24 protein-coding genes are annotated in these 22,476 nt (G+C 62.2%); 8 read left to right on the forward strand and 16 right to left on the reverse strand.

Annotated features, from left to right (window positions below):
• Positions 1–115 precede the first annotated feature (115 nt).
• Positions 116–499: a DUF779 domain-containing protein gene (locus tag J2045_RS22195; RefSeq protein WP_307377337.1), complete on the forward strand. Its 384-nt coding sequence runs from the start codon at positions 116–118 to the stop codon at positions 497–499.
• Between the two features lie 61 nt (positions 500–560).
• Here J2045_RS22195 and J2045_RS22200 read toward each other — a convergent pair whose 3' ends face one another.
• The 8 genes from J2045_RS22200 to lgt form a co-directional block, all read right to left on the reverse strand.
• Positions 561–2,837: a methyl-accepting chemotaxis protein gene (locus J2045_RS22200; RefSeq protein WP_307377340.1), complete on the reverse strand. Its 2,277-nt coding sequence runs from the start codon at positions 2,835–2,837 to the stop codon at positions 561–563.
• Between the two features lie 87 nt (positions 2,838–2,924).
• Positions 2,925–3,812, reverse strand: a complete 888-nt coding sequence (locus J2045_RS22205; protein ID WP_307377343.1) for a hypothetical protein — start codon at positions 3,810–3,812, stop codon at positions 2,925–2,927.
• Positions 3,813–3,933: 121 nt separating this feature from the next.
• Positions 3,934–4,866: a ribose-phosphate pyrophosphokinase gene (locus J2045_RS22210; RefSeq protein ID WP_166602710.1), complete on the reverse strand. Its 933-nt coding sequence runs from the start codon at positions 4,864–4,866 to the stop codon at positions 3,934–3,936.
• Positions 4,867–5,018: 152 nt separating this feature from the next.
• A complete protein-coding gene (locus tag J2045_RS22215; protein WP_370873197.1) occupies positions 5,019–5,819 on the reverse strand; it encodes a hypothetical protein in 801 nt (266 codons plus the stop codon).
• Between the two features lie 123 nt (positions 5,820–5,942).
• Positions 5,943–7,094: a M24 family metallopeptidase gene (locus J2045_RS22220; protein WP_307377347.1), complete on the reverse strand. Its 1,152-nt coding sequence runs from the start codon at positions 7,092–7,094 to the stop codon at positions 5,943–5,945.
• A 1-nt stretch (position 7,095) separates the two neighbouring features.
• Positions 7,096–7,890: a peptidoglycan editing factor PgeF gene (gene pgeF, locus J2045_RS22225; RefSeq protein ID WP_307377351.1), complete on the reverse strand. Its 795-nt coding sequence runs from the start codon at positions 7,888–7,890 to the stop codon at positions 7,096–7,098.
• A gap of 131 nt (positions 7,891–8,021) precedes the next feature.
• Positions 8,022–9,122, reverse strand: a complete 1,101-nt coding sequence (locus J2045_RS22230; RefSeq protein ID WP_307377354.1) for a class I SAM-dependent methyltransferase — start codon at positions 9,120–9,122, stop codon at positions 8,022–8,024.
• A 10-nt stretch (positions 9,123–9,132) separates the two neighbouring features.
• Positions 9,133–9,981, reverse strand: a complete 849-nt coding sequence (gene lgt / locus J2045_RS22235) for a prolipoprotein diacylglyceryl transferase (RefSeq protein WP_307377357.1) — start codon at positions 9,979–9,981, stop codon at positions 9,133–9,135.
• Positions 9,982–10,169: 188 nt separating this feature from the next.
• Here lgt and J2045_RS22240 point away from each other — a divergent pair, with 188 nt between their 5' ends.
• The 4 genes from J2045_RS22240 (at position 10,170) to J2045_RS22255 (ending at position 12,539) form a co-directional block, all read left to right on the forward strand.
• Positions 10,170–10,430 carry an accessory factor UbiK family protein gene (locus tag J2045_RS22240; protein WP_307377360.1) on the forward strand — a complete coding sequence of 87 codons (261 nt, stop codon included), beginning with the start codon at positions 10,170–10,172 and terminating at the stop codon, positions 10,428–10,430.
• A gap of 446 nt (positions 10,431–10,876) precedes the next feature.
• A complete protein-coding gene (locus J2045_RS22245) occupies positions 10,877–11,377 on the forward strand; it encodes a type III secretion system chaperone family protein (protein WP_006725585.1) in 501 nt (166 codons plus the stop codon).
• Positions 11,378–11,379: 2 nt separating this feature from the next.
• On the forward strand, positions 11,380–12,198 hold the full coding sequence (gene proC / locus J2045_RS22250; protein ID WP_307377370.1) for a pyrroline-5-carboxylate reductase: 819 nt from the start codon (positions 11,380–11,382) through the stop codon (positions 12,196–12,198).
• Positions 12,195–12,539 (forward strand): tRNA-binding protein, encoded by a 345-nt coding sequence (locus J2045_RS22255; RefSeq protein WP_307377374.1) that lies wholly within the window; start codon positions 12,195–12,197, stop codon positions 12,537–12,539. The genes proC and J2045_RS22255 overlap by 4 nt, the downstream gene beginning before the upstream one ends.
• A gap of 42 nt (positions 12,540–12,581) precedes the next feature.
• Here J2045_RS22255 and J2045_RS22260 read toward each other — a convergent pair whose 3' ends face one another.
• The 3 genes from J2045_RS22260 to J2045_RS22270 are packed head-to-tail and all read right to left on the reverse strand — an operon-like array spanning position 12,582 to position 15,237.
• Entirely contained in the window at positions 12,582–13,964 is a 1,383-nt protein-coding gene (locus tag J2045_RS22260; RefSeq protein WP_307377377.1) for an ATP-binding protein, read from the reverse strand.
• A gap of 45 nt (positions 13,965–14,009) precedes the next feature.
• Positions 14,010–14,711, reverse strand: coding sequence for a response regulator (locus tag J2045_RS22265; RefSeq protein WP_307377380.1), 702 nt, complete (start codon positions 14,709–14,711; stop codon positions 14,010–14,012).
• A gap of 1 nt (position 14,712) precedes the next feature.
• A complete protein-coding gene (locus J2045_RS22270; protein WP_166602699.1) occupies positions 14,713–15,237 on the reverse strand; it encodes a MarR family winged helix-turn-helix transcriptional regulator in 525 nt (174 codons plus the stop codon).
• Positions 15,238–15,544: 307 nt separating this feature from the next.
• Between J2045_RS22270 and J2045_RS22275 the strand changes: the two genes are divergently transcribed.
• Both J2045_RS22275 and J2045_RS22280 read left to right on the forward strand, forming a co-directional pair.
• Entirely contained in the window at positions 15,545–15,709 is a 165-nt protein-coding gene (locus tag J2045_RS22275) for a hypothetical protein (protein ID WP_307377382.1), read from the forward strand.
• Between the two features lie 88 nt (positions 15,710–15,797).
• The gene (locus tag J2045_RS22280) at positions 15,798–16,442 is read left to right on the forward strand and encodes an MBL fold metallo-hydrolase (protein WP_307377384.1); all 645 of its coding nucleotides are present in this window, start codon (positions 15,798–15,800) and stop codon (positions 16,440–16,442) included.
• Between the two features lie 59 nt (positions 16,443–16,501).
• Here the strand turns inward: J2045_RS22280 and J2045_RS22285 are convergent, their stop codons facing one another.
• The 5 genes from J2045_RS22285 to J2045_RS22305 form a co-directional block, all read right to left on the reverse strand.
• On the reverse strand, positions 16,502–16,957 hold the full coding sequence (locus tag J2045_RS22285; RefSeq protein WP_307377386.1) for a BA14K family protein: 456 nt from the start codon (positions 16,955–16,957) through the stop codon (positions 16,502–16,504).
• 155 nt (positions 16,958–17,112) lie between these two features.
• Positions 17,113–17,328 carry a cold-shock protein gene (locus tag J2045_RS22290; RefSeq protein ID WP_006725577.1) on the reverse strand — a complete coding sequence of 72 codons (216 nt, stop codon included), beginning with the start codon at positions 17,326–17,328 and terminating at the stop codon, positions 17,113–17,115.
• A gap of 537 nt (positions 17,329–17,865) precedes the next feature.
• On the reverse strand, positions 17,866–19,008 hold the full coding sequence (locus J2045_RS22295) for a PQQ-dependent sugar dehydrogenase (protein ID WP_370873196.1): 1,143 nt from the start codon (positions 19,006–19,008) through the stop codon (positions 17,866–17,868).
• Positions 19,009–19,135: 127 nt separating this feature from the next.
• On the reverse strand, positions 19,136–20,422 hold the full coding sequence (locus J2045_RS22300; protein ID WP_307377398.1) for an NAD(P)/FAD-dependent oxidoreductase: 1,287 nt from the start codon (positions 20,420–20,422) through the stop codon (positions 19,136–19,138).
• Between the two features lie 65 nt (positions 20,423–20,487).
• The gene (locus J2045_RS22305) at positions 20,488–20,889 is read right to left on the reverse strand and encodes a hypothetical protein (RefSeq protein ID WP_307377400.1); all 402 of its coding nucleotides are present in this window, start codon (positions 20,887–20,889) and stop codon (positions 20,488–20,490) included.
• Positions 20,890–21,156: 267 nt separating this feature from the next.
• Here J2045_RS22305 and J2045_RS22310 point away from each other — a divergent pair, with 267 nt between their 5' ends.
• Positions 21,157–22,359 carry a pyridoxal phosphate-dependent aminotransferase gene (locus J2045_RS22310; protein WP_307377404.1) on the forward strand — a complete coding sequence of 401 codons (1,203 nt, stop codon included), beginning with the start codon at positions 21,157–21,159 and terminating at the stop codon, positions 22,357–22,359.
• The last annotated feature ends 117 nt before the right edge of the window (positions 22,360–22,476 follow it).

Genomic DNA, 22,476 nt, shown 5'->3' on the forward strand with positions numbered 1-22,476 from the left:
CCCACGGGCTTGGTGTCCCAAAGAGGCTTCGGTCTCCCATCCGCCACCGCAAAAGGCATTACAGCCTCCAATGCGGATTTTGGGAAGTTACAAGGGGACCATGCTGGAGCCAGCCATGCCCCCCGCAGACCAACCCCGTGTCATCGCGACCGAAGCCGCGCTCGATTTTCTTGCCGAGATCAGACAAGATCACCCCGATATCCTCTTTCATCAGTCCGGCGGATGCTGCGACGGGTCTTCGCCGATGTGTTACCCGGCGAGCGAATACCGGGTGGGGGAGACGGATGTGAAGCTCGGCGAGATCGGCGGCGTGCCCTTCTACATCAGCGGCAGCCAGTATGCCGTCTGGGCGCATACGCAGCTGATCATCGATGTCGTGCCGGGCAGGGGCGGGATGTTCTCGCTCGACAATGGCCGCGAGCGGCGGTTCCTCACGCGGTCACGGCTGTTCTCGGGCGGCGAGGCTTGCCCGCTTCCGCCGGCGGTGGCTCAGAGTTAAAAAAAGCCCGCCGATCTCGACCGGCGGGCGATGTCTGCGCGCGGTCTGTTGTTGCGCTTGTTCAGGCGGCGCGGCGGGCCGAACCATCGTGCTGGCCGATTGTGAAGCGTGAGACCTGCTCGGTCAGTCCATCCGCTTCCTGGGCAAGGGCGAAGGCGGCAGCCGTCGTTTCCTCGACCATGGCCGCATTCTGCTGTGTCATCTGGTCGAGATCGTTGACCGACGCATTGATTTCGGAGAGGCGAGCGGATTGCTCCCTTGATGCACCGGCGATGGCGCCGATCTGACCATTGATGGCGGCGATATTGTCTTCGATGGTGTGCAGACGCTCTCCCGTCTGCAGGACCAGGGCCACGCCGTCTGATACGTTGCTGGTCGAGGCGTTGATCAGTCCGTTGATGTCGCGTGCGGCTGCGGAAGACCGCTGTGCCAGTTCGCGTACTTCCTGGGCGACGACGGCGAAACCCTTGCCTGCTTCGCCGGCGCGGGCGGCTTCGACACCAGCATTCAGCGCCAGGAGGTTGGTCTGGAAGGCGATCTGGTCAATCACGTCGATGATCTGCCGGATCTTTGACGACGATTCCTCGATCCGCTGCATGGCGACGATTGCCTCATTGACGACCTCGGAAGATGCCTTTGCCCCCTTCAGCGCGTCCGCCGAAACCTGCACTGCGGTCTCGCAGCGGCGCAGGGCATCATTGACGCTGCCAGTCATCTCGCCAAGGGCGGCGGCGGCTTCCTCCAGGGATGCCGCCTGGCGTTCCGTGCGATGGGCCAGATTGGCCGAGGCGCCCTTGAGGTCGTTCGAGCCGCCACGGATGGTGTCGGCGCTTGCCATGATGGCACGGATCGTTTCCTCGAGTTTGTCTAGTGATTCGTTGAAATCGACGCGCAGATGGTCGAGTTCCGGCACGAAACGGGTCTCGATGCGCAGATGGAGCTTGTCATCGGAGAGGTTCTTCAGGCCTGTGGCGAGCGCCGTGACGGCTTCCTGAAGCTCCTGGGCGCTGCGCTGCTTTTCCGCCTCGCGCTCGCGCCGTTCGGCACTCATCTGAAGATCACGGCTTTCCGCCTCCTTCTCGATGCGCTCCTTTTCCAGCGCGTTCTGACGGAAGCTGTCCAGTGCTCGTGCCATCAGGCCGATCTCGTCCTGGCGTCCGGTTCCGTCGATCTGGATGGCGGTGTCGCCGTTGTTGAGACGGTTCATCAAGCCGGCCAGCTGGGTCAACGGGCGGGTGAGGCTGGAGGAAACGGCGATACCGATGCCGCCCATGACCACCAGAACGGCGATTGTGGTCAGCAGCGCCCATCTTGCCAGTTCATTGGAGGATGCAAGGATGCCGCGCTCGTCCTGGCCGATGGCCAGCAGGTTCTTCTGGCCGAACAGGCTGGCCGGCATGAAGCTGTAGAAGAGGGTGCGGTCGCCGGAGGCGGCGAAGTCTGAGCCCTTGCTGCCGTTACGTGCTGCTGCCACGAGTGCTTCCGGTACACCGGCATTGGCCCCGCCCGAGATCGTGCCGGCGCGCAGGCTGCCATCCTCGGCGAGCAGGAAGCTGTCGTCGATGCTCTGCCCCATTCCATCTGGTGCGAGGGAACTCGCAAGGCGGTTTGCGCCCACCCGGATGACGATGACGCCCTTGCGGACGATCTCGCCCCAGACCGAAATGGCGAGCGGTTGCGCAATCAGCGCCGAGTGGGTGTCGTCTTCGGCCCGCATTTCGCTGAAGCCGATGGAATGCACCTGATTCACATCGCCGGCCTGGGCGGCATCGAAGGCCGCCTTCAGCGCCGCATTGGCCGGATCGGTAACGTTGGTCAGGAATGCGTCGCCCTTCGTGACCGAATAGATGATCTGCCCAGCGTTATCGATGACGTAGATATCGCTAACATTCGTGTTTTGACGCGTACTGGCGATGGCGCCGTGAATGGAGGCGTGGCGGACGCCGTAAAGCAGTTTGAGGCCTGATCCGTCGATGGACGCGCGTTCCTCCGGTTTCTTGGCGGGATCCTGGAAGACCTCACGGATTTTCGCTTCCTCGATCTTGATGACCGTCGCGACAGTATCGGCGGCTTCACCGAGCGCGGAGTTCTGTGCGAGTTCACCGAGCGCCTGCTGGATGCGTGTTTCATAGGCGCTGAGCGCCTTGGCCTGGGTTGCGGCGACGCTTTCGAGGCGCAGCTTGCTGGCGTCGATCAGTCCGGTTTTGCCAACCTGATAGCTCAACATGCCGACGGCCATACAGGAGACGAGTGTCGCTCCAACCACCAGCCCTGCGAATTTTGCCTTGACCGACGACAGCACGTTTGTACGCGCATTCGTTCCGTTCGAACCCTTCACACCCATTCCTCCCGATAATCTCCCGGCAGGAGGCTAGGCTGATTTGCTTACCGGCAGGTTAAGGTTGCGGTGGCGACGGGCCACGCCTCAACGCAGTTCGATTGCCTCGCAGGCGGAGTCGATGATCGCCAGCTTCACGGCCTGGGTGGCATGGTATTCGTTGAGGAAGTCTCGCGAGATCCACATCGTGGACCGACCGCGGCTGCCCTCCCAGCCGACGCTGCCAATCGCCTCTGCCTCGCGGAGCTTGCGGGTGAGATGCGTGCGGGACAGGCGGAAGGTCTCTGCCAGTTCCGGGACCGAGCGGACCTGGGTCGGCACATGCTCGATCGTTGCGTCGACGGGATCGATGCCCACCATGAGCCAGTCCATGACGATGCCGCCATTGTTGAGCCAGGTGAACAGAGACCAGGTCTGAGGTGGGCTGCGGAGGGGCGGGGAGGACATGGCGCGCCTTGCGATCTGCGGATGAAGGCGCGGAAGGATGGTGTCGTCGGCCTCCAACAGGTCCAGCCGTCGACCGCCGTCCAGACGATCGAGGCTTGCCAGATGGATGGTGACCCACCGGCGGGTGGCCGCAATGGTCTGCGGAGCGGGAACGAAGGGCCGATTGCGGCGGTCACTGTGCTGGCTCTGCTGGGCAATCCCGTAGACCAGCATCTCCTTGACGAAGGCGTCGGCCGTATTCACGGAGGATATGCCGAGTGTCTTCACCTGCTCGAGGTAGCGTGCCATGAAAATGACCGGCTCGGTGTTGCCCCTGGCGACCTCGGTGAAATACTGCGCCATGGCCAGGTGACCGAGCAGCCAGCGTTGCTGTGTGCCGAAGACCGCAGCGAGGCGCGGGGTCTCGTCGTTTACCCGAAGCAGTGCGCGGGACTGCTCGCGTACTATTTCGTGGAAATCGTTGTTGGCAAGTAGTTCATCGACCGAAAGTGACATGAAAACACGCGTGCGGGTGTATTCTCTCTGCATCGCGTCTCAAAGAAGCGAAGGCGAGGCACCTGTATGAAAAGAGTAGACACGGCGCAAGGGTCTGTGACGCCGCGAACACTACATTGTGTTTCTTAGCGTTAATTCGAAAAACAATCCGGTGTCAGTCGAACAGGCTCGAAACCGACTCTTCCTGGCTGGTGCGGTTGATGGCTTCGCCGAGCAGGGTGGCTGTCGAGAGCACGCGGATATTGTGTGCCGACTGGACTGCTGTGGTTGGCTGAATCGAGTCCGTGATAACCAGTTCGCGCAGCTTCGAGGAGGCGACGCGGGTGACCGCACCGCCTGACAGGACGCCGTGCGTGATGTAGGCGGTGACGCTGGTCGCGCCGTTCTTCAGCAGGGCTTCGGCGGCGTTGCAGAGCGTGCCGCCGGAATCGACGATGTCGTCGATCAGGATGCAGTCCTTGCCGGTGACGTCGCCGATGACGTTCATGACCTCAGATTCGCCCGGTCGGTCACGGCGCTTGTCAACGATGGCGAGCAGACAGTCGAGACGCTTGGCGAGCGAGCGGGCGCGGACCACGCCGCCGACATCAGGCGACACGACCATGACATTGTTGGTGTCGTAGCGTTCCTTCACGTCATTGGCGAGAAGGGGCACCGCATAGAGATTGTCGGTCGGAATATCGAAGAAGCCCTGGATCTGTCCGGCATGCAGATCGAGTGTCAACACACGATCGGCGCCAGCCTCGGTGATCAGGTTGGCGACCAGCTTGGCCGAGATCGGCGTGCGTGGCCCCGCCTTGCGGTCCTGGCGTGCATAACCGAAATACGGCAGCACGGCGGTGATGCGGCGTGCCGAGGACCGACGGAAAGCGTCGATCATGATCAACAGTTCCATCAGGTGGTCGTTTGTCGGGAACGACGTGGCCTGGACGACGAAGACATCCTCGCCGCGCACGTTTTCCTGGATTTCGACGAAGATTTCCTGGTCTGCGAAGCGGCGGACGCTGGCCTTGCCGAGTGGTACGTTGAGATAGGAGCAGATCGCTTCGGCAAGTTGCCGGTTCGAATTACCTGCGAAAACCTTCATCTTGGCCCGCCTGTTACCATGCTGAGATGCGGGCTTTTTAGCGCCCTTCCCCCTGAATGCAAGAGGTTTGGACAGTAAGGCCCATATTTTCGGTTGATGCGCCAAATGCGGCGCAGGATTTGCAGTTTCGAAAGCCGGTTATCGGCGCATAATCAGCCGGCCTGGTTGTTCCGCCATGCGACATATTCGGCCATGCTCTTGGTGGCGATCTGCTGCATGACGGAGGCTGGCACGGCCGCCCAGGGATCCTGGGCTCCCGAGGGAACGATCTCCTGGCCCTGTATGCGGTGGAGCCGTCCGCCGCTGGCGTCGAGAATGTCCCAGACATAGGTGATCGTCACGTTGCCGCTGTCGGAGAAGGCGGAGAAGTACCCTTTCAGGATATGCTCGCTCGAGGCATCGCTGGCGCTCTTGATGGTCAGGCCTCTGGCGCGGGCTTCGGCACCGAGCTGACGCGAGAGCGGGGTGACAGCCTGGACTGGGGCACCGATGATCGGCAGGAAGCGGATGCTGCCGGTGGTCTGCGCTGCCGGTGGAAGTGATGCCTGCTGGGTCTGTGTCGGTTGCGTCGGCTGGATTGGTTGGGTGGCCTGCCGTGTGGTCGCTGCCGGTTGTGGCGCGCTCGGAAAGGCCTGGCTGTTTCCGCCGTCGAGCGGCGCGGATGCGACGGGATTGCTGCCGCCCTGAGCGAGCGCTGCCGCCTGTGCTTCCAGCGTATTCTGCGGGCCGCGCGGCTGTTCCGCATAGCCGCCCGGCTGGCCGAGTGGTCCGCTCTCCACCGGTTGGCGGCCGGCTGCGGGGGCGGCGAGTTCCTGGGAATAGCTGGCGGGCAGGCTGCCATTCCCGACGTCTACGGGTGGTGTCAGCACATCCGTGCTGTTGCAGCCGGCGAGCAGCATCAGCAGTCCGATCATTGCGACCGGCATCGTGGGCATTGTCCGGGAACGTCTCACCACGGCGGGTCCTTCCCCTTCACTCCTGTCACACTTAATGTGACTAGCATTCCTTGCCTGTCAATTCCCTGAACGGACAGGCAAAATTGCGTTACCGCCGCAGCCGTGGCGGCGAGGCCCCTCTCACAGGGCGATCAGTTCGAACGGATGGCGCGACAGCGCGCGCGGGGCTGTGTCCGTCGTCTGATAGGTGTGGCCGAGCGTCATGGCCGTCTCGCGATCGCTGTCCATGATGATCATGTGCACGAAGAGCGTCATGTCGGGGGCGATCACCTCCGGGTTGCCTGCATGGAACATCTGGTGCTCCATCCAGGACGGGGCGAAGCGTGCGCCGACCGAATAGCCGCAGGCATTGAAACGGTGGCGGGTGAGGCCGCGGTCGTCCATCACCTTGGCATGGGCGTCGAAGACCTCGCCGAAGGTGTGGCCCGGACGGAGCACCTGTTCGACTGCCCGCATGCCCTCTAGCGCCGCCGCATGCAGTTCCCGGTGCCGTGCGGTGGGCTCGCCGACGAGGACGGTCCGCAGCATGGGCGCATGATAGTGTGCCGAGACGCCGGCCCATTCCAGCGTCACCTGGTCGGTTTCGGAGAGCTGCCGGCGACCTGACTTGTAACGGCAGAGCAGGGCGTCCGCCGCAGAGCCGATGACGAAGGGGTTGGCCGGATAGTCGCCGCCGCCCGCAAGGACGGCGGACTGCATGGCGGCGAGAATGTCCGCTTCGCTGGCGCCCGGCCCGATCAGTGGCAGCGCAGCATCGAATGCGATGTCGGCCAGTTGGGCAGCCTGAACGACCCTGGCGATCTCGGCCGGCGATTTGACCAGCCTGAGATTGCTGACGAGGTATGAGGCATCGACCGCCTCGCAGAAATTGGTCAGCTGGTTGTCGACAAGGCGCGCGACGCGACCGGTCATGCCGTGGGTGTCATACTCGACGCCGACGCGCATGCCGAGGAGGTCGAGGTCGCTCAGAAGGTTGCGCAGGTCGACCGCCGGGTCGGCGTTCAGGCGGTCTACCCAGACGGCGATGGTCTCGATTGTCGAGGTGTGCTTCGCCTGGCGGAGATCGGGCGTTCGGGTGAGCAGCGTCAGGCTGCCATCCGCCTTGACGACCAGGGTCTGGAAGAAACAGTAGCCGAAGCTGTCAAAGCCGGTGAGCCAGTACATGCTCTCCTGGGCGAAGAGCAGCAGGGCGTCGAGCTTCTCTTCCGCCATGCGGGCCATCAGGCGCGCGCGGCGGGCGGAAAACTCGCTTTCGGGAAAGTGCAGGGCCATATCAGTCCTCCATGATCGCAATCGCCGAAATTTGCCGCCCATAGTCGGGTTCGCCCGCATGGGTGGTCCGGCGATAGGAGTAGAACGCTTCAGGTGCCGCATAGGTGCACAGGCCGAGGCTGTCGGCCGCCACCCCCGCTTCGGCGAGGCGCATGACGGTGAGGCCCGGCAGGTCGAACATGGCGTGGCCGGGCTTGCCGGAGGGGGTGAAGAAGGCTTCGAACGCCTTGTTGACGGCGAGGAAGCGATCGACGAATTCGGGACCGACTTCGTAATTGGCCTGTGAGATCGACGGGCCGAGCGTGGCGCGGATCTTTTCGCGGCGGGCACCCAGTGCAACCATGGCTTCGATCGTGTTTTCCAGCACGCCGCCAAGCGCGCCCTTCCAGCCGGCATGGGCTGCGCCGATGACGCGGTTGTCGGGGTCAGCAAAGAGGATCGGGCCACAATCGGCGGTCAGGACGCCGAGGATGATCCCGGGGCTCGCGGTCACCTGCGCATCGGCCTGCGGGCGGCTGCCATCATAGTCGGCGCCGACGACGGCGACATCGGGGGAATGGATCTGGTGGGCTGTGGCAAGCCGCTCCAGCGGCAGGCCGAACCAGGCGCTCACCCGGCGGCGGTTTTCGCGTACCTTTGCCGGATCATCATTGGAGCCGATGCCGACGTTCAGGCCGCGATAGATGCCTTCCGATACGCCGCCATCGCGGGTGAAGAAACCGTGGCGAATGCCGGCGTCCCTGATGGTGTCGAGTTTCCCGGCGGTGACGGGGCGCGGCTGATCGGCTGTGCTCATGATTGGGTCTCCTGAGCTGGCAAGATGCAAAGATGCTGCTTATTCCCTGATAAGCTTCTGAATCTAAACGGCTTTCTTGGGATTTGAGCCGTGCGAAACTGGCGCGATCGTGCAGATCGCGCAGCTGCCTGTCAATGCTTCGCCTTGAAAGGAAGCAATTGCACTGACGGCATCGAGACCGCCAATACCTTGAACAGTTCGCCCATATAGCCATTGCCGGCGCCGGCCAGACGATGCACGGCGTCAATGATCTCGCCTTGCGTTTTCTCGTCCTTGTCGCGGCCGAGGGCTGCTGCTCGCTGTTCGATACCAAGGCCAACCAGGAAGTCGCCCTGATGCATGCAGCCGTTCAGATGGACGCCTGCAGCCAGTGCCGTCCTTGCCAGATTCTCGAAATCGACATGGCTCGTCAGATCAGCGAGCCCGGGATGGGCGAGCGGCGGGTCGTATTCGTGGGCGCGAACAGCCTGCAGCGTGTCGCCAAAATTGCTGACCATGTGGCCGTAGTCGATGATCAGCGCCGTTCCGTGGCTCTGAATGAGGCGTTCGCAGATGGTCAGCATCACCGACTGGCGCGCCGGAGCCACCTCGAAGATTTCGCCGTCAGCGGGCTCACTGATGCCCTGCGGCAGCATGGTCGGGTCAAGCGTTGCGACACCCAGCGTGAAGTAGAAATCGTCGTTTTCGTCGAGGCCGACCATGCGCTCACGAAAACCGTTCGGCGTCTTGACGAACTGGCGGATCGGGATCGCGTCGAAGAGCTCGTTGGCTGCGAGCAGGGTGAAACCTTCCGGCACCCCGTCGAAGCTTTCGTGCCAGGATACCTTCTCGCCGTGCGACGACAACGTTTCCATCTGCGTCAGCTTCAGAAGCGCGCTTGTCTCCACGAGATGCACGGTGGCGGTTTCATAGAGCGCAGGTGCGGCACGGGAAATCACCCGCAGCATGTCCGCCATCATGGTGCCGCGGCCCGGGCCGATCTCGACGATGCGGACGTCCTGCGGTTCGCCGTGGCGCTGCCATGTGTTGATCATGAAGATGCCAAGCATCTCGCCGAACAGCTGGCTGACTTCGGGGGCCGTGACGAAGTCGCCGTCGCGGCCGAAGGGGTGGCGGGTGCGATAGTAGCCGTGCTCTGGATCCGCGAGGCAGAGGGCGAAATAGTCGGTAACGCTGATCGGGCCGTGAGCGGCGATGAGGGACTTGATCTTCTCTGCGAGCGGCGTGGCCATCCTTGTCTCCTCAGCCACCGACCGGGGGGGCGCTGCGCCCCGCGCGGATGGAAATCCACAGACCGACGAGCAACATCGGCAATGAAAGCACCATCCCCATGGTGAGCCAGCCACCCGCCAGATAGCCAATCTGGACATCCGGCTCGCGGTAGAACTCGACGAAGATGCGGGCTGCCGCATAACCGGCGACAAAGATACCCGTTATGCGGCCTGGCGTCCGCAGGGCACTGAAGGCGCGGGCGAGAAGTTGCAGGACGATCAGAAGCACGAGCCCTTCGAGGACCGCCTCGTAAAGCTGGCTCGGATGGCGGGGGAAGGGGCCACCGGTCGGGAAAGCCATGGCCCAGGGAACGTCGGCCGGGCGACCCCAGAGCTCGCCGTTGATGAAGTTGGCAATGCGGCCGAAAAACAGCCCGAGCGGCACGACGCTCGCCACGAGATCGAAGAGGCTCCAAAGACGGATCTGATGCTTGCGGGCGAAGAAGACCATGGCAAGCGTGGCGCCGACGAAGCCGCCATGGAACGACATTCCACCATTCCAGACCTCGATCGCACGCAGCGGATTGGCAGCCACGGAGGCAAAATCGTAGAAGAAGATGTAGCCAAGACGACCGCCGGCGACGACGCCGATCGCCACCCAAAGGACGAAGTCGTCGATCTGCTGGAGGGTCGCGGGTGCCTGTCCGTTCGGCCAAAGATGCGGACGTTTCAGGAGGTCGCGGGCAAGCAGCCAGCCGATGAGAATGCCCGCGACATAAGCCAGCCCATACCAATGGACCGCCAGCGGGCCAATCGAGAAGGCGACCGGGTCGATCGCGGGAAAGGATACGGCGGCGAAAAGGTCCAGGACTGATAACAATGGAGTACTTTCGTTGATGCTGCTGGAAAATGGCGTTGCGAATTGGCACGGTCAAGATGAAATCGAGGTCGCTGCGACACCGTCAACGACCTTTATCTGTCCTTCCCGTCTTGCGTGTCGGCCCTTCTGGTCCTACCTCATCCCCAAGGATACTTTCCCGTCCGCAGCCTGCATGAGAGGAGCTTTCCATGTCGACCGGCCCCAACCGTATTTTCGATGATTTTGCCAAGTTGATGACGGACGCCGCCGGCGCCGCGCAAGGTGTTCGCAAGGAGATGGAAACCGCCTTCCAGGCGCAGGTCGAGCGCTGGCTGAACAGCATGGATCTCGTCAAGCGCGAAGAGTTCGATGTGGTGCGCGAATTGGCGCTGAAGGCATGTGAGGAGAACGAGGCGTTGCAGAAGCGTCTCGAGGTGCTGGAAGCCCAGATTTCCGCCAAGGCGAAGTGACCTGCCTGTCCCGTTGCGGGACAGGCTCGTGATTGATGAAAAACGATGATGAGGACCCATTGCCTGTGGCTTTGGGTCTTTTTGTTTTTTCAGCACCTTGACGGATGAAAAGCGGGGCTTGGCTGGCGAAAAAATCGCAGCTTGTGGACAGCTGCCAAAAAGCCAATCGGCAGAGTCGCTTATGGGGTGATGCAAAGGCGATTCCCGAAGCTCCATCCACAGGCAGCTGACGCAAATGTGGCGAAGGGGGCTGGTGCTGGCTCCTGACGATTATACACTGATTTTCAACGATGATTCTGAGCAGGGGCCGCGTAAGTTTCGGGCAGGGTGCGTGTTCTATCCTGGGGTCCTTCGGAATCGTTTTCAGAGTAGTTTCCGGTTCAGGTGTCCGAGTGGCCCGGCGGTTCGCCGGGCGCCCGTATTCATTCCGGTCAAGAAGGTGATGCATGAGCCTCATGGAAATCGAAGTCGAACGCCAGTCCAACCCGGTCGACATGATCGAGTTCGTCGCGGCGACCAATGACTGGTCGTTCGAGCGTTCGGGTGAAGACGAAATCGCAATGACCGTCGAGGGGCGCTGGGCCGACTATCATGTTTCCTTCTCCTGGATGGAGGAATTCGAGGCTCTGCATCTGGCTTCGGCCTTCGACCTGAAGATCCCGGAAAATCGACTGAACGAGGTCATCAAGCTTCTGTCCTACGTCAATGGCCAGGTACTGATGGGCCATTTCGATCTGTGGCGGAACGAGGATGTGGTGATCTTCCGCCAGTCGCTGCTGCTTGCCGGTGGTGCCGAGCCGACGAACCGTCAGGTGGAGGTTCTGCTTTCCTCCGCCGTCGATGCCTGCGAAGCCTATTATCAGGCTTTCCAGTTCGTGGTGTGGTCCGGCATGGACGCCAAGAGCGCCATGGATGCCGTTCTCTTCGAGACGGTCGGAGAAGCCTGAGCATGACGGATGCCGCATTCGGACAAATCGTCCTCGTCGGGGCCGGCAATATGGGCGGCGCGATGCTGGCCGGCTGGCTGAAGAGCGGTGTGCCGGGATCGTCCGTCACGGTTCTGGATCCGGGGCCATCCGACAAGATGATGGCCATGATCACCGAGGCCGGAGCGCGGCATTCGGTTTCTGCCCCGGATGGACTGGCGGCGGATATTCTCTTCCTTGCTGTGAAGCCGCAGGTCATGGATGCGGTTCTTCCGGGACTCAAGTCTCTTGTTGGCGCACAGACGACGGTCGTCTCGGTCGCTGCGGGCAAGACCATCGCCTCAATGGAAAGTCACCTTGGCAAGGCGGCCATGGTGCGCGCCATGCCGAACACGCCGGCCATGGTCGGTCGTGGCGTCACGGGCGCGTTTGCCAATGCGGCAGTGTCCTATGCCCAGCGTGACATCGTTCATCGTCTGCTCAAGGTGTCCGGCCCGGTCGAATGGGTCGGCAGCGAAGCGGACATCAATGCCGTGACCGCCCTTTCCGGCAGCGGCCCGGCCTATGTGTTCTATCTCGTCGAATGCATGGCGGAGGCGGGCCGCAAAGCCGGCCTGCCGGCGGACCTCGCCATGCGTCTCGCACGAGAAACGGTCGCGGGGGCTGGTGAATTGTTGCACCAGTCCCCCGACCCGGCGTCCACTTTGCGCAAGAACGTTACCTCTCCCGGTGGCACCACGGCTGCGGCGCTTTCCGTGCTGATGGCGGATGACGGCATGCAGCCGCTGTTCGACGCTGCGATCGAGGCAGCGCGCAAGCGCGCTGAGGAACTCGCCCAGTGAGCGGAACGGAGATCACCTTCGCCGACTTCGAGAAGGTCGACATTCGCGTCGGCACGATCGTCGAGGTCGAGAGCTTTCCGGAAGCGCGCAAGCCTGCCTTCAAGCTGAAGATCGATTTCGGTCCCGAGATCGGCATCAAGAAGTCATCGGCACAGATCACCGTGCATTATACGCCGGAGACGCTGGTTGGACGGCAGGTGCTGGGGGTCGTCAACTTCCCGCCGCGCCAGATCGGTCCCTTCAGGTCCGAAGTGCTGACCCTCGGATTCGAAGACCCAAATGGGGCGATCGTGTTGGCGGCCGTCGAGCAGCCGGTGCCTGATGGCCAGAAGTTGAAGTGATGATCGGGGCCTTCGGGCCCCTTTCCAGTCATGGGCGGATTTTCAGACCGGGACGCGGATCACCGCGCGCAGGCCTCCCAGCGGGCTGTCTTCCAGTGTTACGTTCCCGCCATGGCTGCGGGCGATGTCGCGGGCGATGGCGAGGCCAAGACCGGTGCCCGAGGCATCGAGATTGCGGGCCTCGTCCAGGCGATAGAAGGGTTTGAAAACATCGTCACGAGACTCCTTCGGAATGCCCGGGCCGTCGTCATCGAAGATGATCACCAGCCATTTCGCCGTGTGGCGGGCATCGATCTCGAGCCGACCGGCATATCGGCGGGCGTTTGAGGCGAGATTGGTGATGAGCCGCGTAAAGGCGTTGGGGCGGACATAGACCAGAGGGTCGCCGTCCAGCTTCCAGGTGATGCTGCGGTCGTGCAGGGCGAAATCGCCGGCAATACGCTCGAAGAGCTCTTCGAGGTCGAGTTTTCCGACGTCTTCCTCGACCTCGCCCTTGGCAAAATCCAGATAGCCTTCGAGCATGCTCTGCATGTCGTCGATATCCTGGTTGAGGCTGTCGATCTCCGGCCCGTCGCCAGCGAGCGCCAGTTGCAGGCGGAAGCGGGTCAGGATCGTTCGCAGGTCGTGGCTGACACCGGCGAGCATTGCCGTCCTCTGTTCCATCTGACGCTCGATGCGCTCGCGCATGAGGATGAAGGCGAGGCCGGCGCGGCGTACCTCATCGGCTCCGCGCGGGGAGAACCCTTCCGGAGGACGCTGGCCCTTGCCGAAGCTTTCGGCGGCATTGGCAAGGGCAAGGATCGGTCGGATCTGGCCCCTCAGGAACAGGATCGAGATGACGATCAATACCAGGGCGGTCGACACCATCCAGACCAGGAAGATGTGGGTGTTGGAGGCATAGGCCGAATTGCGGGGCGCGAAGATGCGTAGCGTCTGATCGTCGAGGACGATCCGGATCTCGACCAGGCGGGAGGTGCCGACCGTATCGATCCAGAACGGGCGGCGGATCTGCTCAGCAATCTCGTCGGAGAGGATCTGATCAAGGATCGAGAAGAAGGGTCTGGGGCGGGGCGAAGGGAGTTCGGTCCCTGGTTCGAGCGAGACCATCAGGTTCAAGCGGCTCGCGGCGACGCCGACGATATTGGCGAAGTCTTCTTCGCCCGGATAGTGTTCCAGAAGCTCGATGACCGCAGCGATGTCTCGCGTGACGGCTTCGGAGAGGCGTTCGGTCACCAGTTGCCAATGCCGCTCCATGAAGACGAAGGCGACGACGGTCTGCAGGATCAGCATCGGCAGGAGGATGATGAGCAGCGAGCGCGCATACAGACCCGTCGGCAGGCGGTGGCGCAGCCAGCGCAACAGGCCCCTGAGGCCGGTCGCCGGGCTGCGGTCCTGATCCCGGCGGATCTGATCGAACAGCGTCATGTCCTGTCACTTTCTTCAACGCGGGACGCGTCGTTACCGAAGGCCTCAATCCATGCTGAGGCGATAGCCGATACCGCGCACCGTCTGCAGCCAGACAGGGTTTGCCGGGTCATCCTCGATCTTGCGGCGGAGCCGGTTGATCTGCACGTCGATCGTGCGTTCGCCAACCTCCGCGTCGTTGCCGACCAGTTCGTGTCGCGGAATGGTGTCGCCGGCGCGGGTGGCGAAAAGATACATGATGTCCTGCTCCCGGTCTGTCAGGCGGATAGTCTCCGCACCCTTGCGCAATTCCTTGCGCAGAACCGAGAAGGTGTAGGGGCCGAACATCACCTGCTCGATCTTCGGCGCGTCCGGGTTCATGTTGCGTTTCAGGATGTTGTTGATGCGCAACACCAGTTCGCGCGGGTCGAAGGGTTTGGCGAGGTAGTCGTCGGCACCGGCCTCCAGGCCTGCAATGCGGCTGTCGGCTTCGGAGCGCGCCGTGAGCAGGATGATCGGCACCTTCTTTTCGTCGGAGAGGCTCTGGGTGAGCGAGAGCCCGGATTCACCGGGCATCATCACGTCGAGGACAAGCAGGTCGAAATTCAGGCCGCGCAGCTTGCGACGGGCGTCGGCGGCGTCGGCGGCGACGGTGACCCTGAAGCCCTTTTCGGTCAGGAAACGGTGCAGCAGCTCGCGGATGCGGGTGTCATCGTCGACCACGAGGAGGTGCGGCGCATCATCGGTGAGGGCGATCTTCTTCGACACGTCAGTCGGCTCCTTCCGTCTCGTGGGGGGCTGCCACGGTCTGCTTCTGCATGCCTTCGAGGAAGCGGCGCACCGTGGCGCGCTCGTCCGCAGTCATCCCCTCCATCGCGTGGGCGATGCGGCGGGACTGGGGGTCGGAGAGGGCAAGCGAAAGTTCCCGGCCGGCGAGCGTGGGGTAGAGGCGACGTTGACGGCGGTCGGCGGGACCGGCCATCTGGCGGATATATCCGCTGTCGATCAGTTCTTTCAGAACGCGGGCGAGGCTCTGTTTGGTGATCTGAAGGATGCCGAGAAGATCGGCGACTGTCATGCCAGGCCGGCGACTGACAAAATGGACGACGCGGTGATGGGCGCGGCCATAGCCGAGCTTGGCGAGGATGGCGTCGGGATCGGAAACGAAATCACGATAGGCGAAGAAGAGGCTCTCGATGGTTTCGAAGTCGATCGACTTGTCATCGACCACCGGCAGGTCCGGCAGGATTTTCTTGGCAGTCTTCGTCGCAGACTGTCGGGCCACGCTCGTCATTCCTTTCCTCCGGCGCAAGCAAGCGTCACACTTGCCATCGCCGGTTCATCCACTCATCGCTCAGGGCCGATGCTTCCCCCGCGACCGCCCCGGTTACGGTCAGCCGTCCATCCTCGCCTCAGTGGCGGGTGATGCCGGCGAAACTATGCGCAAGTGTAGCAGATTTCCAACAAATTTACGCAGATCGCACAGCTTAGGCTTTCGTCGGAAACCTCTCGCCGCGGCGCTCGTTCCCCCTCTGCTGATCAACACAAGCCCCGGACAAGCCACTTCGGTGAGGCTCAGCGAAGGAGAGAGGATTCGTGCCATGACGGACCGCGATTGTACCGCCCATATTGCTGAGACTTCGAGCCTTCGCCCGGTCGTCATACTGGTGTTTACGGCCAAGATGATGGTTGCGGGTTTCCTGGTCGCGCAGGCCTCGCTGTTTCCGGCTTCCCCTGTCTCCCAGGTCTACGGTCTGCCCCGCTGATCGCTTCTCGATGGAACTGCTCCGGCTTTCCTCTGCCAATGGCGACGTGCTAAGGCGCATGTCGACCAGAGAGAAGGACAGCCAGACGATGGGCCAGATTCAAGCGGGCATCATTCCCGTCACGCCTTTCCAGCAGAATTGCACAATCCTGTTTGACGACGAGACGCGCGAGGGCGTGATCATCGATCCGGGCGGCGATGTCGATGTGATCCTGCAGGTGATCGCCGAAAACGCCCTGACACTGAAGGCGATCTGGCTGACGCATGGTCATCTCGATCATGCGGGTGGGGCTGCTGAGCTCAAGGAAAAGACGGGACTTTCGATCATCGGCCCGCACAAGGACGATCTCCCGCTCCTGCAGCGGATCGAGACACAGGCGGCGACCTACGGCATCAGCGGTTTGCGCAGCGTCCTTCCGGACCAATGGCTGGAGGACGGGGATACGGTGTCGTTCGGCGATCATGTTTTCGAGGTCTACCATTGCCCCGGTCACGCGCCCGGCCACGTGATCTATTTCAATCGTGGCCAGAAGTTCGCCCATCTGGGCGATGTGCTTTTCAACGGTTCCGTCGGGCGGACGGACCTGCCCGGCGGCGACCACCAGACATTGATGAATTCAATCCGGGACAAGGTGCTGCCGCTGGGAGACGATGTCGGCTTCATCTGCGGGCACGGGCCCGGCAGCCGGATTGGCGAGGAGCGGCGCTCCAATCCCTTTATCCAGGGCCTATGAACGATAAAAGCGCCGGGAGACCGGCGCTTTTTCAGTTTCGGCTCGGGCGGCAGCCTGGCTCAGCCGGCGGTGCAGAAATGGGTGCGGCCGTCGTAGCCGACAAAGGTGCCGGTGCGCGGATTGAAGCTGCGGTAGCGCTGCGAGCAATAGTCGTGCCATGCGCCGGTCCAGGGCTCGATGCCATAGGACTGGTAGACCGGGCGCGGCTGCTGGTAAACGGGGCGCGGGCGATAGGTGTTGCGCGGCGGCGGCGGCGGATAGTCGTCGACATAGTAGCCAGGCTCGTCATAGACGGACACCGGCCGATCAATGTAGACGCGCCGCTGCGGCGGGGGGCTTGCGAGTGCGGTGCCGACGATGACGCCGGTTGCAAGGCCGATCACGCCAAGTGCCAGAGCGTCGTCGCTACGGTGCTGCCGGTAGTAGCGGTCACCGGCCTCGGCCTGCGTTGCAGCGGCGATCGGCGTCAGTGTGACTGCGGCCGCGAGAAGAGCGTGTTGCGCGAATTTCATCATGACGTCGATCCTCAGTCTTGCGGAATTCATGAGCCGGTGCTGGCTGTTCGGGCCACCGGTGATGATTGCAATCTAGAAGATGGCGCCTGAACACAGGCTGAACGAAAAAACCCGGCAAAAATGCCGGGCCGCAATTCGTAGAAAGCCGGTTGAAATCAGCCGGAAATCTGCAGGTTTACGGCCTTAGGGCCCTTGCCACGGCGATCGGGTTCGGTGTCGAAGCTGACCTTCTGGTTTTCGGTCAGGCCCGACAGGCCCGATGCCTGAACGGCGGAGATGTGGACGAAGATGTCCGCGCCGCCGTTGTCGGGCTTGATGAAGCCAAAGCCCTTGTCGGTATTGAAGAATTTTACAGTGCCAGTCTCGGCCATGCGTCAGGTCCTTTTCTCTCTGCCCGTATTCGGCGGGGCAGCATTGCAATGTACCCGCAAGCGGGTGAGCGACAGGCATTTGTCGAAATTGGAGGAAAGGGGCCCTGTTACCGCAGACTAACTCACGACGATGTTTCCATCCCCACAAGTTCGACTGCCCGGGGTTGTTATAGCGTCCCCGGCGCGCACTACTTTATAGGTCTTCCCATGCTCGCAAAATTGCCCGAACACGCGAAGAGTGCTTGGTTTGGCGGGAATTGGCAAGCGAAAGTTTTAACCCTGTCGCTCGCGAGAGTCCTTTGTTTTCAGTGTGAGCAGCGTGATTCGAGAGGGCCGCAAGCCCACATTGCGCCGATTTGACGAAAATTTGCATCGCCTGCGATGGAGATCAGGTGAAAAGCCTTCGCAAACACGGAGTTTTGCGGGAGAAAATTTTTCGTGTGCTTGGCCGTCACCGAAACGGCCCACACCGATCGGCGGACAAAATTCGTGCCAGATTCGGTTTGATTGCGGCCCACAGCCGGGCGAAGGCCTCTGTCAGCTTTCCCCGCCGCGGGTGATGCGCAGCAGTTGTCCTTCCTCCTCGTCGGTAACGAGCAGAAGGGACCCGTCGGGGGCGACCTTGACGTCACGGATGCGTCCGTATTCGCCCTCGATCATGCGCTCCTCCGAACCGATCGACCCGTCTTCGCCGCGCTCTATGCGGGTGATAAGCTGGTACTTCAGTGCGGCAACGAGGAAGTCGCCATCCCATTCCGGGAACATGGCGCCGCGATAGACAGCCAGGGCGCCGGGCGCAATCGACGGATCCCAGTAGTGGAGGGGCTGCTCGTAGCCTTCGGCCCGCTGACCGATACCGATCTCGGCTCCTGAGTAATGCTTGCCGTAGGAGATGACGGGCCAACCGTAGTTGTTGCCGGCTTCGGGTGCGTTGATCTCGTCGCCGCCGCGCGCGCCGTGCTCGACGGTGAAGAGGCGATCGTCCTTCGGATCGATCGTGATACCTTGCGGGTTGCGATGACCGCTCGACCAGACCTCCGGCAGGGGCTGTCCCTTCGGATTGGCAGAGGACGGCATGCCGTCTGCGTTGATGCGCATGATCTTGCCGGCGTGATCGGCGGGGTCCTGGGCGCGGTCCTCATCGCCCCGGTCGCCGATGCCGAAGAACAGGCTGCCATCGGCGGCAATCGCAATGCGCGATCCGAAATGCTGGCCGGCGCCGGTCAGCTTGTTCATCAGGAAGATACGACGGACATCCTCCAGACGGCGCTCGTTCTCGCTGAGGCGGGCGGAAAAGACACCTGTGCCCTGTCCGCCCGGGCCGGGGACAGCGGCGGTGAAGAACAGGCGGCGCGTCTCTGCAAAGTCGGGGGCGATGGCGATATCGAGCAGGCCGCCCTGACCGACGGCTGCGATCCGAGGCAAGCCGCCGAGAGGCCTGCCGACCTCACCGTCACGGATGATGCGCATGCGGCCGGGGCGTTCGGTGACGATATAGGCGCCGTCGGGCAGAACCTCGACGGACCAGGGATGCTCAAGGCCGCCGGCGATGCTGGTGACCTTGAGTGTCAGGTTGCCGGCGCGATGTTCTCGGGGCTCCTCGGCCGAGGCGGGCAGCGCGAGGGCAAGCAGCGGCGCGGCCAGAGTTGCGTATCTTCCCAGCAAGGTCGGCATTGTCATCTCCTCGTCCCGACAGCGTTTTCATCTCACGTGCTGAATGTGGGAATGGAAAGGCCTGCGACAAGACGAGGAGGGGGCTGGGTTGCGCCTCTTGACTGATTTGTGAAGAGGTGATGGCGAGTTCCGGTCAGGTGTCGAAGCTCACCGCCTTCAGCTTGTCGATGCCGAGCGCCTGAAGCGCGAGTTTCTCGTAGAAGGGCTCCGATTTTCCAAGCTTCACCTTGTAGAGGAAGTATTTCTCGAAGCCGATCTTGGCAGCGTGAACCCACTTGCCTTGCGATGACCAGTTGACATTGCGCGGGGGCAATTGCGGCTGGGCGACAAAGGCGATGCCGCCATCGCCGAAATCGGCGAGGCAGACCGCGTTCCACGTCCCTTGCGCGTTCGCCTCTTCGCCGGCCACAAGATTGGCGATGTTGTGGGCGGTGGCCGTCACCATGGATTCGATCATGAAGCCGGTCTTCGGCACGCCGACCGGGACGGGCGTCTTGCCCATGGGCGGGATGGCGACGCAGACTCCGACGGAGAAGATGTTCTTGAACGTCGGGTTCTGCTGGTGCTTGTCGACGAGGATGAAACCGCGCGGATTGGTGAGGCCCTCGATGCCCCTGACCGCCTCGACGCCGCGGAAGGCGGGGAGCATCATCGTATAGACGGACGGGATCTCGTGGGTGGCCTTGATGCTGCCATCCTCGTTGATTTCCTCTGCCACCACCTTGTCGCCTTCGAAGCGGTTGACGCGGGCATTGGTCACCCACTTGATGTGCTTGGAGCGCATCGCGCTTTCCAGGAGGCCCTTGGTGTCTCCGACACCATCCAGGCCGAGATGACCGATATAGGGTTCGGAGGTGACGAAGGTCATCGGTACGCGGTCACGGATCTTGGCGTCTCTCAGAGCTTTGTCGAGGATGAAGGCAAATTCATAGGCTGGGCCGAAGCAGGATGCGCCCTGAACTGCGCCGATCACGACAGGCCCGGGATTGGCCACCAGCTTGTCAAAGGCTTGCTTGGCTGCCAGTGCATGGTCGATGTGGCAGACGGACTGGGTATGATGGTGGGGGCCGAAGCCCTCAATCTCGTCGAAGGCGAGATCCGGGCCGGTGGCGATGACGAGATAGTCATAATCAAGCGCCGTCCCATCCAGCATCTCAACCCGGTTCTCTGCGGGGTGGACGCGAGCTGCGCCCTGGCTGTGAAGGGTGATGTTGCGCTTGGCGCAAGCGGGGCGAAGGTCCACTTCGATTTCTTCGCGTCCGCGCCATCCGACGGCCACCCAGGGGTTCGAGGGAACGAAGGAATAGGTCGCCCCCTTGCTGAGCAGGTGGATTTCGACCTCGCGACCGAGACGGTCCCTCAATTCATAGGCCATGATGGTGCCGCCGAGACCGGCACCCAGGACTGCAATGCGTTTCATGATGGTTCCTCCCATTGGATGGAGGATAGTACCTTCGAAAATACATATATATCAAGTAAACTATTTTATGAGGCGCTGGTTGAGTGATCGCGCTGAACCAGTTCCCGCCAACCGCGCTTCCACAAGGCGGCGCCACCGGCGGCCATGGCCGTGAAGCAGACCAGAAGCAGCACAATCAGGATGTGCCGTTCACGCAGGGGCAGCGTCGCTTCGTGTTTGATCGCGGCCGTGGGGGACGGTGCTTCAAGCGCCACGGCAGATGGGATGATGCTGGAGGTGAAGGCCGGATCGGCCTGAGGCGGGAGGGGGGAGGCGCGAAGGGACGTCGGACCGATGCCCGAAGCGGGTGTCGCCTGAGGGCTGCCGACTGCGATCATGATGAGTGCGACGCCGCTCAGGAGGGCGAGCCAGGCAATTGACCGGCTGCGGCGAGAAGACGGTGAAAAATCGTCGAGTTCGTAATCCATGGCAGGGAGCCTTTGCCTGGTTGACATGGCCGCATGAAAGCCGGTGATCGCGTCCACAGGACGACGGAATTGTGGCCTTCCCGGTATCGAATTGTGTTTTCTGTCGATGCAGGGGCGAGGCATGCCTCGACGCAATGCCACCGTGACGCAATTCTGCAGGTCTGTCGCAGCTTTCCGCTTGAAAGGCAGGGGTTCTTTCGCCATAGAGCTTGGACCTGAGGCCCCGGAAACCGGGGTCGATGTTCAATCAGCTCAGGACCCCGCACAATGGCTTTCCTTGCCGACGCCCTTTCCCGCATCAAGCCTTCCGCGACCATCGCCGTCACGCAGATGGCCCGGGAGCTCAAAGCGCAAGGGAAAGACGTCATTTCGCTTTCCGTCGGCGAGCCCGACTTCGATACGCCGCAGAATATCAAGGACGCGGCCATTGCTGCGATTGCCCGTGGCGAGACGAAGTACACGCCGGTTGCCGGCATTCCCGAACTGCGCAAGGCCATCGCCGACAAGTTCAAGCGCGAGAACGGGCTCGACTACAAGCCCGAGCAGGTCATCGTCGGCACAGGCGGAAAGCAGATTCTTTTCAACGCCTTCATGGCAACGATCAATCCGGGAGATGAAGTGATCATCCCGGCCCCGTTCTGGGTTTCCTATCCGGAAATGATCGCACTGTGCGGCGGAACGCCCGTCTCGGTCGAAACGACGATCGAGAACAATTTCAAGATGACTGCGGAGCAGCTGGACAAGGCGATCACGCCGAAGACCAAGTGGTTCATGTTCAACTCGCCGTCGAACCCGTCGGGTGCTGCCTACAGCCGCGAAGAGCTGAAGGCGCTGACCGACGTGCTGATGAAGCATCCGCATGTCTGGGTTCTGACCGACGACATGTACGAACATCTCGTTTTCGGCGACTTCGTCTATTACACGCCGGCTCAGGTCGAGCCGGCTCTGTACGATCGTACGCTCACCATGAACGGAGTGTCCAAGGCTTACGCGATGACCGGCTGGCGTATCGGCTATGCGGCCGGCCCGCTGCCGCTGATCAAGGCCATGGACATGATCCAGGGTCAGCAGACCTCGGGCGCCTGCTCGGTTGCCCAGTGGGCGGCCGTCGAGGCGCTGAACGGTCCGCAGGACTTCATCACGGAATCGAAGAAGGCCTTCGAAGAGCGCCGTGACCTCGTGGTCTCGATGCTCAACCAGGCCTCGGGCCTCGTATGCCCCAAGCCGGAAGGCGCCTTCTACGTCTATCCGTCTTGCGCAGCACTCATTGGCAAGACCGCGCCGTCGGGTAAGGTCATCGAAACCGACGAAGACTTCGTCATGGAACTGCTGGCGACCGAAGGGGTCGCGACCGTTCATGGCTCGTCCTTCGGCCTCGGCCCGAACTTCCGCGTGTCCTACGCGACATCGAATGCCAAGCTGGAAGAGGCCTGCAGCCGCATTCAGCGCTTCTGCGCCTCGCTGAAGTAAGCGGAGACATTCGACGGTCTTTGAGGGAGGGCTCGCCGCAAGGCGGGCCCTTTCTGCATTTTGGTGTTTGTTGAGAGGATGACGGCGCTGGCTCAGCCTTCGCCCTCTTGTTGATGG

Source organism: Peteryoungia aggregata LMG 23059, from assembly GCF_030814435.1.
Lineage (GTDB): Bacteria > Pseudomonadota > Alphaproteobacteria > Rhizobiales > Rhizobiaceae > Allorhizobium > Allorhizobium aggregatum.

What these genes read in the sequence shown, in the direction of transcription:
- J2045_RS22300 (WP_307377398.1), bottom strand. Translation starts at nt 20,422, where the DNA reads ATGAAACGCATTGCAGTCCTGGGTGCCGGTCTCGGCGGCACCATCATG.
- J2045_RS22275 (WP_307377382.1), top strand. Translation starts at nt 15,545, where the DNA reads ATGACGGACCGCGATTGTACCGCCCATATTGCTGAGACTTCGAGCCTT.
- J2045_RS22220 (WP_307377347.1), bottom strand. Translation starts at nt 7,094, where the DNA reads ATGGCCCTGCACTTTCCCGAAAGCGAGTTTTCCGCCCGCCGCGCGCGC.
- J2045_RS22285 (WP_307377386.1), bottom strand. Translation starts at nt 16,957, where the DNA reads ATGATGAAATTCGCGCAACACGCTCTTCTCGCGGCCGCAGTCACACTG.
- J2045_RS22305 (WP_307377400.1), bottom strand. Translation starts at nt 20,889, where the DNA reads ATGGATTACGAACTCGACGATTTTTCACCGTCTTCTCGCCGCAGCCGG.
- J2045_RS22295 (WP_370873196.1), bottom strand. Translation starts at nt 19,008, where the DNA reads ATGACAATGCCGACCTTGCTGGGAAGATACGCAACTCTGGCCGCGCCG.
- J2045_RS22240 (WP_307377360.1), top strand. Translation starts at nt 10,170, where the DNA reads ATGTCGACCGGCCCCAACCGTATTTTCGATGATTTTGCCAAGTTGATG.
- J2045_RS22245 (WP_006725585.1), top strand. Translation starts at nt 10,877, where the DNA reads ATGAGCCTCATGGAAATCGAAGTCGAACGCCAGTCCAACCCGGTCGAC.
- J2045_RS22270 (WP_166602699.1), bottom strand. Translation starts at nt 15,237, where the DNA reads ATGACGAGCGTGGCCCGACAGTCTGCGACGAAGACTGCCAAGAAAATC.
- proC (WP_307377370.1), top strand. Translation starts at nt 11,380, where the DNA reads ATGACGGATGCCGCATTCGGACAAATCGTCCTCGTCGGGGCCGGCAAT.
- J2045_RS22195 (WP_307377337.1), top strand. Translation starts at nt 116, where the DNA reads ATGCCCCCCGCAGACCAACCCCGTGTCATCGCGACCGAAGCCGCGCTC.
- J2045_RS22310 (WP_307377404.1), top strand. Translation starts at nt 21,157, where the DNA reads ATGGCTTTCCTTGCCGACGCCCTTTCCCGCATCAAGCCTTCCGCGACC.
- J2045_RS22280 (WP_307377384.1), top strand. Translation starts at nt 15,798, where the DNA reads ATGGGCCAGATTCAAGCGGGCATCATTCCCGTCACGCCTTTCCAGCAG.
- J2045_RS22205 (WP_307377343.1), bottom strand. Translation starts at nt 3,812, where the DNA reads ATGCAGAGAGAATACACCCGCACGCGTGTTTTCATGTCACTTTCGGTC.
- J2045_RS22290 (WP_006725577.1), bottom strand. Translation starts at nt 17,328, where the DNA reads ATGGCCGAGACTGGCACTGTAAAATTCTTCAATACCGACAAGGGCTTT.
- J2045_RS22210 (WP_166602710.1), bottom strand. Translation starts at nt 4,866, where the DNA reads ATGAAGGTTTTCGCAGGTAATTCGAACCGGCAACTTGCCGAAGCGATC.
- J2045_RS22230 (WP_307377354.1), bottom strand. Translation starts at nt 9,122, where the DNA reads ATGGCCACGCCGCTCGCAGAGAAGATCAAGTCCCTCATCGCCGCTCAC.
- pgeF (WP_307377351.1), bottom strand. Translation starts at nt 7,890, where the DNA reads ATGAGCACAGCCGATCAGCCGCGCCCCGTCACCGCCGGGAAACTCGAC.
- J2045_RS22260 (WP_307377377.1), bottom strand. Translation starts at nt 13,964, where the DNA reads ATGACGCTGTTCGATCAGATCCGCCGGGATCAGGACCGCAGCCCGGCG.